This is a genomic window from Caballeronia sp. ATUFL_M2_KS44, from assembly GCF_023630965.1.
Taxonomy (GTDB): domain Bacteria; phylum Pseudomonadota; class Gammaproteobacteria; order Burkholderiales; family Burkholderiaceae; genus Caballeronia; species Caballeronia concitans.
The window spans coordinates 116,461-130,351 of record NZ_JALQEA010000039.1; the positions used below are offsets into that span (position 1 = coordinate 116,461).

The window sequence follows — 13,891 nt, forward strand, 5'->3', positions numbered from 1 at the left end:
GTTCTCCGATCATTCCGCGTACGGCGCGAGCAGCGCGCGCACTTCGGCAGCCGTGCCGAGCGTGACGACTTTCGACGCGAGCGCGCGGGCTTCGTCCATCGTGAAACGCGCGAGTTGCGCCTTGATCGAACCGACGGCAGGGACGCTGACCGACAGTTCATCGATGCCTAAGCCCACGAGCACCGGCACCGCCATCGCGTCCGATGCAATGCCGCCGCACACGCCTACCCACTTGCCGTGCCGATGCGCGCCATCCACCGTCATGCCGATGAGGCGCAACACGGCCGGATGAAGCGCGTCGGCCTGCTTGGCGAGCTTCGGATGCCCGCGATCCATCGCGAGCGCGTATTGCGTCAGATCGTTGGTGCCGATGGAGAAGAAATCGACTTCGCGCGCGAGCGGCTCGGCGATGAGCGCGGCGGACGGCACCTCGATCATCACGCCGATCTTCACGCTGCCGATGCGATCGCCTGCTTCTTCCTGAAGCATCCGTCTTGCCGCGCGCACTTCCTCGATGGACGCGACCATCGGGAACATGACGTGCAGATTGCCGATGGGCGCGGCCCGCAGAATCGCGCGCAACTGCACGCGGAAGAAGTCGGGACGATCGAGGCTCACGCGCACGCCGCGCAGCCCGAGGAACGGGTTGTCTTCCTTCGGCAGCGGCAGATAGGAGAGCGGTTTGTCGCCGCCGACATCGAGCGTGCGCACGACGAGCGGCCTTTCGCGGCCGAGCGCTTCGGCGACCGCGCAATACTCGGCGGCCTGTTCGTCTTCGGATGGCGCGGTGTCGCGGTTATCGAAGAGAAACTCGGAGCGCAAGAGGCCGACGCCTTCGGCGCCCGCCGCGACCGCATCGCGCGCTTCCTTTGCATTGCGGATGTTCGCCACCACTTCGACGCGATGCCCGTCCGCCGTCATCGCCTGCTTGCTCGCGGCGACTTTCTCTTCCTCGCGCTTCTTCGTCTGCCGCGCGATGCGCTCGCGTGCCTTCGCGAGATCGTCCGCGCCGGGGTTGCGCCGCAGCGTGCCGTTCGAGCCGTCGAGCACGACGAGCGCGCCATCGGGCAATTGCAGCGCGGCTTCGTCGATACCGCAGATCGCCGGAATGCCGAGCGAGCGCGCGAGAATCGCGACATGGCTCGTCGCGCCGCCCGTCGTCGTGCAGAAGCCGAGCACCTTGGTGCGATCGAGCGAGGCGGTATCGGAAGGCGACAGTTCTTCGGCAATCAGAATGGATTCCTCGGGCACGTCGATATGCGCCTCTTTCACGCCCGTAAGCAGCTCGAGCACGCGCCGGCCGACATCGCGGATATCGCTCGCGCGTTCGCGCAAGAGCGCGTTGTCGAGACGCTCCAGATTGCTCGCGTGCGTTTCGAAGGCGGCGCGCCACGCGAAGCCCGCGCTCTTGCCCTCGCTGATGCCGGCGATGGACATGTCGTTGAGATCCGGGTCGTCGAGCAGTTCGAGATGCGCGTCGAGAATCTGCGCTTTCGACGGATCGGTCAGTTTCGCCTTCAACGCCTCGATTTGCTGATGCGCTTCGTGATGCGCGGCGTCGAGCCGTGCGCGCTCGCGTTGTGGCGATTCTCCGGCCTCCGCCACGTCGATGACCTCGCGACGGAACTGCAGGATCTTGCCGACCGCGAGCCCCGGCGACGCCGAAACGCCGCTGAATTCGTTCGCATCCGTGGACGCGGCGGGCTTCGGCGCGACCGTTTCCGCTGCGGAAGCGGCGGGCGCGGGCGCATCGCCGGGCTTCTCGCCCGAACCCGACGCGAGCAGGCGTGCGAGCGCGGCGGCCGCTTCGCCCGCATCGGGACCGGCCGCCTCGACGCGCAGCTTGTCGCCGAACGCGGTCGCCAGCGCCATCAGCGCGACGATGGATTTCGCGTTGGCGCTGTCGTCGCCTCGCAAGACGCGGATCTCGGATTTGTACTTCTTGGCTTCGGCGGCGAACACGGCGGCGGGGCGCGCGTGCAGCCCTTGCGGATTCGGCAGCGTGACTTCGTCCGAGACGGTCGCATCGGCCGCGCTGCCGTTGGCATCGGCACTTTTGCCGCCGACGAATTCCACCGACAGCGCGACGTCCTTGCCCGCCGTGACGAGGCCGGTCGCGGGCATGTAGCGGGTGACGAGTTCGCCATTGGCGATGACCATCTCGGTGAGCAGGCTCACGGCCCTCGCACCGACGATAACGGGATCGAAGCGGATCAGCGGCTGGCCTGTCGTGACGGTATCGCCTTCCTTGACGAGCGGCGTGAAGCCTTCGCCGCGCAGCATCACGGTATCGAGACCGATGTGGATCAGCACCTGCAAGCCGCCTTCGCCGGTGATCGTCGCTGCGTGCGCCGCGCGATGCAACTGCGTGACCGTGCCGGAAAGCGGCGCGAGCAGTTCGTCGGAAGTGGGATCGATGGAGACGCCGTCGCCGGCCATCTTCTGCGCAAAGACCGGATCGGGCACGGATTCGAGTTGCACCATCACGCCCGATACCGGCGCCATCAACTCGATCCGCTCCAAACGTCGCGGAGCTTTCATGTGAACGACTCCTTGTCCCTTGACGGTTCGAGGTCGATACCCTAGACGTTGGACCACACATTGCAGGGACGCGAATCACCTAACGTAGATCATAGGCAAAGCGACGACGATTCGCTGATGTATGTTTCCACTTTCGGGTTCGTGTCGGTTACTTGACTTGGCTTGAGAGTCGGATCAGTGAGTTTGTATGGTTCTCTCATTTAAAAACGTATTCGGCCTCTTCATCGCATCCTTTTTATTGCAATAAGGAATGTCTACACTCCTATGCATCTATTGCAGCGAAGACGCATGCCTTTCGTGTGCTGGCGAATCACGTTCAAGGTGACCGCTATGGAATTCGTCCTGTTGCTCGCCATCTTTCTGACTTCGACTGGCTACCTCATTAAAGGATCGGTGTCGCAAGCTCCGCCAGCGGCGACTGCGCCGACGGCACCCGCCGAAAGTGAACCTGCGGCTGATTCCGTCCGCGAGAAACAAATAGCGGCATTGTGAACACGCGTGTATATCGACGTAACGCGCAATCATCCCCCCAGCGCGATGATGATGGAAAGCAGTCCGACGCCTATTGCAGACAACGCGAGACCATACACCCACGGTCTGCCGCCGGCGTAACGCCCGAGCATCGCGCCGCCTATATATAACGTCGCGATCGCCAGCAAGTTCGAGACACGCAGCGCGACGGCGATCTTCGGTATGAAGATGAACGGCACGACGACCGGGAAAGTCGCAAGAACCACGAGAAGAAAGATTCCGGCTGCAGCCGAGTAATCCCTGAATACCAGTCGATGAGGCGGCTCGCGCACCGCTAGCAGCGATTGATGAAGCGCCTGTAACGCTTGAGGGCGAATGACATCGGAAATGAGTGGCGGCAGCGCATCCTGTATCAGGCGGCATGCCTCGGGCTCGGTCTCGGTGCGCCTTAGTCGCGCGAGAAGCGCTTTCTTCCTGCGCCGGTCGGTGGCGGTGCGAAGAAGATACATGACTGCATCGACGAGTCCCCACGCAAGGTTGCAACCGAGCGCAGTGAACAGCAAGGTCCGGATTTCCTGTCGCCCGGCGGTTGAAACGCTGAGCGCGCCCGTGAACGAAAGCGCCATGAGGACACCGAAGACGATCTCGGACACTCTGTCGATTGGATCGAGAACCGGACCCGGCTCGCTTTGCGACATGATGTGCTCCCGCTCGCGTCCGACCAGCTTCACTGCGCACGCCGTTTCTGCAAGTCGAGCCACGCGGCAACGGCCTGTTCGAGATTGAGAAACATGCGCTCGCGGCCCAAGGTTTTTCCGAGCGGCGACTTCTGCACGACGCCATATACCGCCGGGCTGAGTCCGACGAGCCATAAACTGACTCCGGCTTCGCGATATTTCTTCTCGCCTTCGGTCAGCATCTTCAAGGCCGAGTATTCGAGGTCGAAGACCGAACGCATATCGAGCACGACCAATTCGGGACGCGTTTGCTCGATGAACGCGATTATCTTGTGCCCGATGTTGGATGCATTCGCGAAGAAGATCCTTCCCTCGGGCCGCAAAAGCAGCATGCCGGGATACTGTTCGTCGTCGGGGTGCTCGTCCGAGACAGGGCGAAACACGTTGGTTCCGCGTTTGCGCCGCAAGACGTGAACAGGCGGATCGGAGACCTGGTGGGCGAGCGCCACGAGCGAAACGACAATCGCAATGAGAATGCCCTTCAACGTGCCGAGCAAGACCACGCCCACGAGCGCGACGATCGCCCAGACGAATTCGGTGCGCCTGACGGCGAGAATCGCGCGAAAATCCGCTGGCTTGAAGAGCCCGATCGAGTAGACGATGACCACTGCGGCGAGCGTCGCGTGCGGCATGAGACCGATCAGCGGTGCGAGGAGAATCATGGTGCCGAGCGTGACGCAGGCGGTCACCAGCTCCGCGAGTTGCGAACGCGCGCCCACCTGCCGGTTCAATGCCGTTTGGCTCGTTCCGCCGCCTGCGGGCATGGAACCGAACAGGGCGCCCGCCATATTGCTTAAGCCCGTCGCCAGCAGTTCCCGGTTCGGCGATGGCAGCGGCTCCCCGCTTTGCACGAACGCGCGTCCGCAAGCGATTGTTTCGGTAAAGCTCATGAGCGCGATACCCGCTGCCGCAGGCCAGAGCGCTTCGATCAGCGAGAGGTCCGGCTTCATGAGCGGCGGCAGTCCGGTTGGAATATGCCCCACGATCTCGACGCCGTGCGCCTGCAAGCCGAGCGCGGCGACGGCACCGATGCCGCATCCGACCGCGATCAGCGGAGCCGGCGACTTCGGGTAGAAATGTTCCAGCGCGATCAAAATCGCGATCGTCGCGAAGGCCACGGCGACCGTGTTGATCGACGCATGCGGAAGGGCGGTGACGAGCGCCCAGATGTTGTGAAAGAAGCTGCCTTTCGCGAAGTGCACGCCGAACAGCTTGGGCAACTGGTCGAGGACGATGACCACGGCGATGCCGCCTTTGAAGCCCGTCAGTACGGGGTCCGATATGAAATTGGCGACGAATCCGAGTCGCAATAGCGACGCAAGCGCGAGAATCACGCCGACCAGAAGCGTGAGCGTCGCGGTCGCGGTCAGCAGCGCGGTGGTCCCGCCGCCGGAAGAAACCTCGCCTATCGCGGCGGCGGTGAGGATCGCGAGCGTCGCGCTCGTACTGACGCTCAGCGGCCGTGACGATCCGAATAGCGCGTAGATCACCATCGGAACGAAGGCCGTGTAAAGCCCGACCTCGACGGGAAGCCCGGCCACCGTGGCATAAGCCATCGCTTTGGGAAGGACGACCGCCGCGGCGGTGACTCCCGCGACGATGTCCGGCTTGAGCCACGCGCTCCGGTAGCCGCGAACCCATTCGAGCACCGGCATGCGGAAGCGGGCGCGCGCGTGTACGGGTGTATCGGTCGACATGATCGCGCGCCCTCCGCAAGACGCTTCAGTGGGCGACAGGCCGTTGATCGTCGATCGCCGGGTCCGCTTCCGGCTGGTCTCTCACCCAGCGCCAGAAGAGCTTGTAAGCCACGGCGAGCATGACAGGACCGATGAACAGGCCGATGACGCCGCCCGTCACCATGCCGCCGAGCGCGCCGATCAGCACGACCGGCATCGGGACCGCGACGCCGCGTCCGAGCAGCAGCGGCTTCAGCACGTTATCGGCGAGACCCGCGACGAAGACATAGATCGCGAAGAGGATCGCCGTCGTGCTGACGCCTCGCGTGAGGAACACGAAGACGATGACGGGCAAGGTGATCAACGTCGCCGGCAGTTGCATGATTCCGATGAGCAATATCGCGAGTGCGAGCAGGCCCGCGCCGGGAATTCCCATGACGATGAATGCGACGCCGATCAACAGCATCTGGATGAATGCAATGCCGACCACGCCCTGCGCGACGGCGCGAATGGTGGCGGTGCACAGGTCGGCGATCTGCTGGCCGTTTCCCGGTCCGGAGATTCGCGAGGCAATCTGCACGGCGCTCTGATAGCCCTTTTCTCCGTGCGCCATGAAGATGCCCGCGACGACGAGCGCGACGAAGAACACGAGCAGGCCCGCACCGAGACCCGTGACCGTGCCGAGCACCGTAAGCCCCGCTTCCTTCAGTTGCGGGGCGAACTTCTGCGCGAGTCCCGTCATGTCGGTGGATGCCTGCGTCCAGAAGTCGTACACCCGTTGCCCGACGAGCGGCCACGCGGCCACCGAATCGGCGGGCGGTGGAATGCGGAAACTGCCGCTCCTGAAGACGGCCATTGCACGTTCGATCGAGTTGGCCACTGCAACGCCGAGCAGATAAGTCGGCGCGAGAATGATGACGAACGCAGCGACGACGATCAGCGTGGCGATCAATCCTTCCCGGCCCGCGAATGGACGGCGCAGCCGCGCCTGCAGCGGATAGAGCGTGACCGCGAGAATCAACGCCCACACCATCAGATTGAGAAACGGGACGAATACGCGAAAACAGAAAACGGCGAGCACGGCAACGAGTCCCGCGCGGATCAGCACGTCGAGCAGTTCTCTCGATACGGTGCGTTCAGTGATCGGCGACAGCATTTCGTCCCTCCGTCGATTCACTGGAACGCCCGGTCGCGGCCGCCGATGCATCGCATCGAATGACGGAGCCGCTTACACCGTCGATATTCTTGAGCGTCACGATCAGCCGGCTGCCGGTGGTCGCCGTGATGATGTGCCCGTAACTGACCGTCGGGATGAACTTGATATCGGGCGCGACCGATACGGGCGGCGTCTGTCCACCGTCGACAGTGAGATCGAGCTGCACGGTCACCGAATCGACGGCGACGCCGTAGTTCTGTTTGCTGTCAGCCTGCGCTTTTTTGAAACGACACAGCCCGTCGAGTACGTTTTCGAGTGCAGTCGGTATATCGACTGACTTTCCGGGAGGGATCGGCGGCGTGTTGCAGCCCGCCATGAGAACGGCAAGCATCAGCACGGACAGCGGGACGTGAGCATTCATTGAGTCCTCCGGTCCTTCACTAAACAACCGCTTACCGCCTTGTGGCCGAATCTTTATAGCGTAGTACATCATCGACGGAGTTCGACCGTCATTGCATCGATCGGCGAACGCTCTCCGTCACGACTGCTTGGCGTCCGACGATCGGTGCGCTACATTTTTTCCATGCGATGGCCGTTCTCTATCGAACCGGGCTCCGTGCATGCGAAATCCGACCTTCTCATCGTGGCGGCTGCGTATCGTCAGAGTGCTCGTGCTTCTCGCCGCCGTCGCATGGGACGCCGCGATGGCGCAAGGCGCGCCCGATCGCACGGTCGTCGGCACCAACGTCAAGCGCTATGCGGATGCCGTGCTGGCGGTCATGTCCTACACCGCGGTGCCGGACGTCACCACGAGTTCGCTCTCGATCAACAGCGGCGCGACCGGCAACCCGGGCTTCGGCCAGACGCAACTGGGCGGCGGCTTCACGCTCAGCCGGTCCTTTCCGCTCTATCTGGAAGGCACTGTTGCATATAGCCGCTACGATCCGACCTTCGTTGCAAGTGACGGCGGACAGGCACGCCCTGTACCGGCGAAGTGGAACACAGCAAGCACGACTGTCGGCATAGGCTGGGACTTTCCGATCACGAGCGAACTGCGCTTCAGGCCGATCATCAACGGCATGCTCGGCCGCGTCGCGAGCGATCTGCGCATTGCGCAGACGGTCTTCAATCATGTCGCCGACGCGAACCTTCAGTTTCTCGAAGACGGTGCGCTCAACGCATACGGCGTAGGCGGTTCGCTCATGCTCGATCTCGAGCATTATCGCGAGCACTATGAGATCGACCTCGAACTCCGCGCGACTGATATCTATTTACGCAGCTTCGGCGGATCGTCTTCGGCAGTCGAGGGTTCGGCGACCGCGCAGCAATTCAGCTTGTGGGCGCGGTGGCGCGCGCCGACGGGTCTTTCCGCGCTCGACCGTCCTGTGCGCTATGTCCTCGAAACCGCGTACTCGCATTACTTCGGCGAGAGCGCGGGCGTGTTGGGCTTCAATGATCTGACATCGGTAGGCGTGGGTCTCGAACTCGACAGCAGCCGGTATCCGGTTGTCATCACACGCACGCGGGCGATGGTGCGCTATGTGTTCGGCCACAACGTGCATGGAGTTTCATTCGGTTTCGCCGTCAGCTTTTGACTCGCGAGATTGCGCGTCCAAAGTCTGCTTGAACTGACGGGTGTTTCATCTACAACTCAAATCATGCATGAGCGCGGTCGAAGCGGCCCGAACCACTCGACACTGACAGACCATGAAACGACCAACGCGTTGCATCGCGGCGATTGCCGGCGCATTGTTGCTCGCGCTGTCGAGTTCGCACGCGATCGGCCGCGCAACGGGATCGGAAACGCTCGCGCAGGTCAAGGGAAGAGGCATCCTGCGATGCGGCGTCAGTGAAGGCATCGCCGGTTTCTCCGAGCTGGATGCATCGGGTCATTGGTCCGGCATCGATGCCGACTTCTGCCGCGCGGTCGCCGCCGCGACGCTCGGCGACGGCAACAAGGTCGCCTTCGTTCCGCTCAGGACGTCGGCCCGTTTTCCTGCGCTGAGAACGGGCCGCATCGATCTGCTCGCGCGCAACACTACGTGGACGCTGCTGCGCGAAGCCACGGTCGGCGTGCAGTTCGCAGGCGTGCTCTTTTACGACGCGCAGGCTTTCATGGTGTCGACGAAAAGCGGCGTTCGCACGCTCTCGTCGCTCAAGGGCGCGGCTGTCTGCGTGCAGCGCGATACGTCCAGCGAAACGAATCTCGTCAGTTATTCGAATGCGAACGGGCTCGATCTGAAGCCTTTGCGCGTCGGCTCCGTCAACGAACTCATGCAGAGTTTCATCACGGGCCGATGCAGCGCCATGACGGCCGATGCGTCTCTCCTGGCGACGCTCAAGCGCCGCGCACCCGATGGCCCCGCGTCCATGACGATTCTCTCCGAGCGCATCTCCCGGCAACCTCACGCGCCGGCCGTGCGCGACGACGATATCGCGTGGCTCGTGATCGTGCGTTGGGTGCTCTATACGCTGATCGGCGCGGAGGAACTGGCCGTGACGCGCCGGAACGTATCGGAGCGCATACGCGATCCCAACGTCGCGCGTGCGCTCGTTCCGGATGAGACGGTCACGGCATCGCTCGGCATCGATGCCGGATGGACGCTTCGTGCGCTGAAAAGCGCGGGTAATTACGGAGAAATGTACGACAGGAATCTGGGCGCGAGCAGTACGCTCAAGATCGAACGCGGACTCAACGACCTCTACACGCGCGGCGGCCTGATGTACGCACCGCCGATGCAATAGCGACGGCGCTTTAGGCCATGAGCGACTGGCAGATCTATCTCGTCATCGGCGTGTTCTCGGCGGTCATCATCGTGATCGCGCTGGATCTGATCGACATGGCCGTCGCAGCGCTCGTCGGCGCGAGCTTGCTGATCGCGCTCGGCATCATCGACGACACGGACCTGATCGCCACCGCGCGCACGGCGGCGGGGCCGATCAGCCTGCTGTTCGGCGGCATGGTCGTCGCAAGAATCCTGGCGACGACAGGACTGTTCGATCTCGTCGGCGACCTCTTTCTGCGCGCGACGGCGGGAAGCGGAAAGCGCTTTCTGCTTCTGTTGATCGTGATCGTCGCACCGCTGTGCGCACTGCTGCCGAACGCGACGACGGTGATTCTTCTCGCGCCGATCATCATTCGCGTCGCGCGTGCGCTTCGAATCGATATCGTCCCGCCGATGATCCTGACTGCCGTGGTCAGCAATGCGGCCGGCCTGTTGACGCTCGTCGGCGATCCGGCGACCTTTCTCGTCGGCAGTTCCATCGGCATGACATTCGGCGAGTACTTGCGGCGCGCCAGTCTCGGCGGCGTGCTTGCCATCGCGGTCGTGATTCCGCTGTTGCCGCTCCTGATGCGCGGCATATGGCGAAGCGTCACGCCGCTCGCGCCACGCAGCCCGCATGCGAAGCTCAAGCGTCCGGTCTATGCTGCGCTCGCCTTGGCCGTGCTCGCGCTGATGATGGTGCTCTTCGTTCTCGGCGAGGAACTGCCCACGCGAATCGTGCCGCCGGTCGTCGCGGTCATTGCGAGCGCGCTTGCGCTGCTCGTCGCGTATGCGTTCAAGGTCGAGCCGACCGAGCGCGTGCTGCGCGATATCGACTGGAAGACGCTGCTGTTCCTGAGCTGCATCTTTTGTCTCGTGCAGGGCATGACGAAGACGGGCCTGCTGCAGGTCATGTCGATGCGGCTCTATGAGGTGTTCGGCACGCACGTCACGCTGATCTCGCTTGCGATGATCTGCGGGATCGGCCTCCTGTCTTCGTTGCTGGCCAACGTGCCCGTCGCTGCTGCGTCCGTCGTGATGGTGAAAGGCTATCTCGTCATGGCCGAATTCGTTCCCGAGTCCGCGTTGTCCGAGCAGTTCACGCAATGGCCGGAGCACGTCATTCCCGTCTTCATCGCGATGATGTACGGCGCGACGCTCGGCGGCAACGCCACGCTCGTCGGCTCGGCAGCCAATATCGTCGCGGCGGGCATCTGCGCGCAGGAAGGCGTGCCCGTCAGTTTCGGCCGCTTCTTTCGATACGGCCTGCCATTCACGGCATGTCAACTGGCGGTCACGGCAGTCTATGTGCTCGCGCTTGCGCGCTTTCTCCGCTGACCGCCACGGGACAGTCGAGCCGACCGTTCCCATGGCGACGATGCCGCACGGCCCGTCAAACTCACTCGCTCAGTTTCGATACCTTCGTGCCTTGCAGCGACGCATCGGCCATCAGCCCCGCATTCGTCAGCACGATCGCCGTGACGGGCTTCGTTGCGGTGGACGTGTCGATCTTGCCGTTCGCGCCCATCTTCAGAAGCGCGACGGAAGCGTCCGCACCGGCCGACCATCCGCTGGATTGGCGGAATTTGTCGAGCGCGTCCTGCGTCATGAACAGGAAGATCAGCGCTTTCGATTGCGCGCCCGCCTGCAGTCCGAACGATCCCGACGTCGTGCTGTAGTAGCCGACGGTGCTTCCGCCCACGCGCAGCGAACCCTTGCCATACTCGGCGCCGACGACGAAGCCTGCCTGAAGCACCGACGGGAAGACGAGCACGCCGCGCGACTTGGCGACCAGTTCGCGGGAACCGGGGACCGTCGTATAGAGGCGCTGGATCGTGCTGTCGACGTCCGCGTCTATGGAACGCCGCTGGTCGGCGGAGCCTGCGGCTTGCTCGGCGCCTGCGTTCCTGTTGGTGGTGCAGCCGGCGAGCACGAGGCAGCCGAATGCGAGAGCGGCGGTTGACTTCATGATGAAGTTTCGTCTTTGCATCATTCTTCTCCACTGTTACGCTTAAGTCACCAACCCGGTTTTAGCGAGCGGCGCTCTGATAGTTACTGGGACAGCAACGTCTTCTTTCCAACTCACAGTCGATATCACGCACTGACACCTAATTCAAGAGCAAGACGCGCATGACAACGTTCGGCCGCTCTCTACTTTCTACATCAAGATAGGCGCTAGACCGGCTGTTGTGAACGTTCCATTTCACTGACGTTTGCTTATCGAGCGTCTGCTGCTTAACCTAGAATCAAGTGAATTGCGGTTCGCGTTCGCGTTAAGAACGGGCGCATGAAGAGTCACTGCCTGCATACTGGATCGACACTCACCAAATCGAAACAATCGGCCGGGACGTACCCGCCTTTCGAAGGAGATGAACGTGAAAGCTTCCGACATCATGACCACCAGGATCATTACCGCAGAGCCGGATATGTCGGTTCAGCACGCAGCAGGCATGATGGTGTTCGCGGGCATCAGCGGCATGCCCGTGGTCGACGAGTCCGGCAAGCTGCTCGGCATGATCACGGAAGGCGATCTCATGCATCGCGCGGAGATCGGGACCGGCGTGAGGCAACGTGCGTGGTGGCTCGAAATGGTGGCATCGACGGAGGAACGGGCTAGCCAGTACGTCAGGGAGCATGCGAGAAAGGTCAAGGACGTGATGAGCACGAACGTCACCACGGTGACGGAATCGTGTCCGGTCGGCGACATCGCGGAGATTCTGGAGCGTCGAAGAATCAAGCGCGTTCCGGTAATGCGCGACGGCAAGATCGTCGGCGTCGTCAGCCGCTCCAATCTTATTCGCGCGCTCGTGACCATGGCGCCCGAGGTGCCTTCGTCGGCCGAGAACGGCGATCACGCGATTCGCGAAGACGTGCTCGCGAGCATGAAAGACCAGCCCTGGGCGATGGCGCGCGAGAACGTCATTGTCGAGAACGGCGTGGTCCATCTTTGGGGGCCGGTCGTCGGGGCCGAAGAAGGTCACGCCATTCGCGTCGCGGCGGAGAATACGCCGGGCGTGAAGGATGTCGTCGTGCATTTCGGACAAGCCCCGGCCGAATGAGACGACCGAATGGGACGATCGCATGCATCCGCCAGGCGACATGCATGCCTTGAAATCGCGATGGCGTTTGCATATCTTCGAAGTGCATTGCGCCGCGCGACATGAAAAGCCACACGCTTAATACGAGAGAACATTCGACGAAGCAAATACATAACGCGCCGCGACTCCGCGATGTATGCAGACGCAGCACTGCGGCACGGCGCAATCGACGCGTTCCCGCCAGGGCGACGTTCGCGAGTTGAGAACAATGCGTGACATCATCAGCGTGTTCATCGTCGTGTGTGCGCTCGTCGGCAATGCGGGCGCATACGCTCAGGCTCCGGCAGCGAGCGGCGCGGCACCGGCCGCATTGACTTCCGCGCAAGTGGACAAGCTCGTCGGTCCCATCGCGCTGTATCCCGACGATCTCATCGCGATCATTCTTCCCGCGTCCACCTATCCGATCGAAGTCGTGCAGGCGGATCGCTTCATCGACCGCAGAAAGACGGACACGAGCCTGCCCGTCAACGAAGCGTGGCACGACTCCGTGAAGGCGCTCCTCAACTATCCCGAAGTGGTGAAGAAGATGAGCGGCGATCTGGACTGGACCGTCGCACTCGGCGAAGCGGTCGTCGCGGATCAGAACGCCGTGCTCGAAGGCGTGCAGCGTTTCAGGCGGCAGACGCAGTCGGTCGGCAATCTCAAGACCGACGACAAGCAGACGGTCGTGGTCGAGAAAGAAGTGATCAAGATCGTGCCGTCGAATCCCGAAGTGATCTACGTGCCGCAATACAACCCGTCGACGGTCGTGGTCAGCAGCCCGACGCCGGTCTATACGTATGCGCCCGCGCCCTATCCGGTGTACTACTACCCGTATGCGCCCGGGGCCGCGTTCGCAACGGGTCTCGTCTGGGGCGCCGCGATCACCGCCGCCTGGCACGGCGGACACTACGAAACCAACTACAACGGCGGCAACAACACGATCAACGTCAATCGCGAGCAGAACATCAACCGCAGCGAAGTGCAGAGCAATATCAACAATCGACAAACCGAGCGGCAGGCGAATCGCGGAACGAACACATCGCAGTCGAGCGCGTGGCGTTCGGAGAAGAAGCCGGGGCAGGTATCGGGCGGCACGACGCGGGCATCGACGCAACGCGTGGGCGATGCGCCGTCGCGCACGGCGGGCGGCAACGCCACCGGGACGGGCGGCGCGCAGCGTGTCAACGCGCGCACGCCATCGAACACATCGGGTACACCGCGCGCGGCGAATGCCGGCAACGTGCAAAGCCGGGGCGGCGATGCGTTCAGCGGCTACGGCTCGGCACAGACCGCGCGCGCGGACAGTGCGCGCGGCGCGGCGAGCCGGCAGTCCATGTCGGGCGCGGGGCAAGGCGGCCGCGACTTCTCGGGCGGTCAACGCAACTTCTCGGGCGGCGGCGGCTTTTCGGGCGGCGGCGGACGCAGCTTCGGCGGCGGGCGCGGCGGCGGCGGACGACGCTAGGAG

Annotated in this window: 12 protein-coding genes; 6 read left to right on the top strand and 6 right to left on the bottom strand. The window is 63.1% G+C overall.

Going from position 1 to position 13,891, the window contains the following annotated elements:
- Positions 1-9: 9 nt before the first annotated feature.
- Entirely contained in the window at positions 10-2,541 is a 2,532-nt protein-coding gene (gene ptsP, locus NCR39_RS15860; protein WP_250453043.1) for a phosphoenolpyruvate--protein phosphotransferase, read from the bottom strand.
- 330 nt (positions 2,542-2,871) lie between these two features.
- On the opposite strand from ptsP, the gene NCR39_RS15865 reads away from it, so the two are divergent.
- A complete protein-coding gene (locus NCR39_RS15865; RefSeq protein ID WP_250453044.1) occupies positions 2,872-3,033 on the top strand; it encodes a hypothetical protein in 162 nt (53 codons plus the stop codon).
- 29 nt (positions 3,034-3,062) lie between these two features.
- Here NCR39_RS15865 and NCR39_RS15870 read toward each other — a convergent pair whose 3' ends face one another.
- From NCR39_RS15870 to NCR39_RS15885, 4 genes are all read right to left on the bottom strand, one after another.
- Positions 3,063-3,665 carry a VIT1/CCC1 transporter family protein gene (locus NCR39_RS15870; protein ID WP_250453045.1) on the bottom strand — a complete coding sequence of 201 codons (603 nt, stop codon included), beginning with the start codon at positions 3,663-3,665 and terminating at the stop codon, positions 3,063-3,065.
- A gap of 74 nt (positions 3,666-3,739) precedes the next feature.
- Positions 3,740-5,446, bottom strand: coding sequence for a SulP family inorganic anion transporter (locus NCR39_RS15875; RefSeq protein WP_250453046.1), 1,707 nt, complete (start codon positions 5,444-5,446; stop codon positions 3,740-3,742).
- A gap of 25 nt (positions 5,447-5,471) precedes the next feature.
- Positions 5,472-6,581 (bottom strand): AI-2E family transporter, encoded by a 1,110-nt coding sequence (locus NCR39_RS15880; protein WP_250453047.1) that lies wholly within the window; start codon positions 6,579-6,581, stop codon positions 5,472-5,474.
- Positions 6,562-7,074 carry a hypothetical protein gene (locus tag NCR39_RS15885; protein WP_502800225.1) on the bottom strand — a complete coding sequence of 171 codons (513 nt, stop codon included), beginning with the start codon at positions 7,072-7,074 and terminating at the stop codon, positions 6,562-6,564. The genes NCR39_RS15880 and NCR39_RS15885 overlap by 20 nt, the downstream gene beginning before the upstream one ends.
- A 211-nt stretch (positions 7,075-7,285) precedes the next feature.
- Between NCR39_RS15885 and NCR39_RS15890 the strand changes: the two genes are divergently transcribed.
- The 3 genes from NCR39_RS15890 (at position 7,286) to NCR39_RS15900 (ending at position 10,684) form a co-directional block, all read left to right on the top strand.
- Entirely contained in the window at positions 7,286-8,176 is an 891-nt protein-coding gene (locus tag NCR39_RS15890; protein ID WP_250453647.1) for a hypothetical protein, read from the top strand.
- 112 nt (positions 8,177-8,288) lie between these two features.
- Positions 8,289-9,326 carry an amino acid ABC transporter substrate-binding protein gene (locus tag NCR39_RS15895; RefSeq protein ID WP_250453048.1) on the top strand — a complete coding sequence of 346 codons (1,038 nt, stop codon included), beginning with the start codon at positions 8,289-8,291 and terminating at the stop codon, positions 9,324-9,326.
- Positions 9,327-9,343: 17 nt separating this feature from the next.
- On the top strand, positions 9,344-10,684 hold the full coding sequence (locus tag NCR39_RS15900; protein ID WP_250453049.1) for an ArsB/NhaD family transporter: 1,341 nt from the start codon (positions 9,344-9,346) through the stop codon (positions 10,682-10,684).
- Between the two features lie 61 nt (positions 10,685-10,745).
- On the opposite strand, the gene NCR39_RS15905 is transcribed toward NCR39_RS15900, so the two are convergent.
- Positions 10,746-11,336, bottom strand: a complete 591-nt coding sequence (locus NCR39_RS15905) for a BPSL1445 family SYLF domain-containing lipoprotein (RefSeq protein WP_250453648.1) — start codon at positions 11,334-11,336, stop codon at positions 10,746-10,748.
- A gap of 379 nt (positions 11,337-11,715) precedes the next feature.
- On the opposite strand from NCR39_RS15905, the gene NCR39_RS15910 reads away from it, so the two are divergent.
- Together NCR39_RS15910 and NCR39_RS15915 are read left to right on the top strand one after the other, a co-directional pair.
- Positions 11,716-12,405, top strand: coding sequence for a CBS domain-containing protein (locus tag NCR39_RS15910; RefSeq protein WP_284507234.1), 690 nt, complete (start codon positions 11,716-11,718; stop codon positions 12,403-12,405).
- 247 nt (positions 12,406-12,652) lie between these two features.
- Positions 12,653-13,888, top strand: a complete 1,236-nt coding sequence (locus tag NCR39_RS15915; RefSeq protein WP_250453051.1) for a DUF3300 domain-containing protein — start codon at positions 12,653-12,655, stop codon at positions 13,886-13,888.
- Positions 13,889-13,891 lie beyond the last annotated feature (3 nt).

What these genes read in the sequence shown, in the direction of transcription:
- NCR39_RS15885 (WP_502800225.1), bottom strand. Translation starts at nt 7,074, where the DNA reads ATGATGTACTACGCTATAAAGATTCGGCCACAAGGCGGTAAGCGGTTG.
- NCR39_RS15915 (WP_250453051.1), top strand. Translation starts at nt 12,653, where the DNA reads ATGCGTGACATCATCAGCGTGTTCATCGTCGTGTGTGCGCTCGTCGGC.
- NCR39_RS15875 (WP_250453046.1), bottom strand. Translation starts at nt 5,446, where the DNA reads ATGTCGACCGATACACCCGTACACGCGCGCGCCCGCTTCCGCATGCCG.
- NCR39_RS15880 (WP_250453047.1), bottom strand. Translation starts at nt 6,581, where the DNA reads ATGCTGTCGCCGATCACTGAACGCACCGTATCGAGAGAACTGCTCGAC.
- NCR39_RS15900 (WP_250453049.1), top strand. Translation starts at nt 9,344, where the DNA reads ATGAGCGACTGGCAGATCTATCTCGTCATCGGCGTGTTCTCGGCGGTC.
- NCR39_RS15905 (WP_250453648.1), bottom strand. Translation starts at nt 11,336, where the DNA reads ATGCAAAGACGAAACTTCATCATGAAGTCAACCGCCGCTCTCGCATTC.
- NCR39_RS15895 (WP_250453048.1), top strand. Translation starts at nt 8,289, where the DNA reads ATGAAACGACCAACGCGTTGCATCGCGGCGATTGCCGGCGCATTGTTG.
- NCR39_RS15910 (WP_284507234.1), top strand. Translation starts at nt 11,716, where the DNA reads ATGAACGTGAAAGCTTCCGACATCATGACCACCAGGATCATTACCGCA.
- ptsP (WP_250453043.1), bottom strand. Translation starts at nt 2,541, where the DNA reads ATGAAAGCTCCGCGACGTTTGGAGCGGATCGAGTTGATGGCGCCGGTA.
- NCR39_RS15865 (WP_250453044.1), top strand. Translation starts at nt 2,872, where the DNA reads ATGGAATTCGTCCTGTTGCTCGCCATCTTTCTGACTTCGACTGGCTAC.
- NCR39_RS15890 (WP_250453647.1), top strand. Translation starts at nt 7,286, where the DNA reads ATGGCGCAAGGCGCGCCCGATCGCACGGTCGTCGGCACCAACGTCAAG.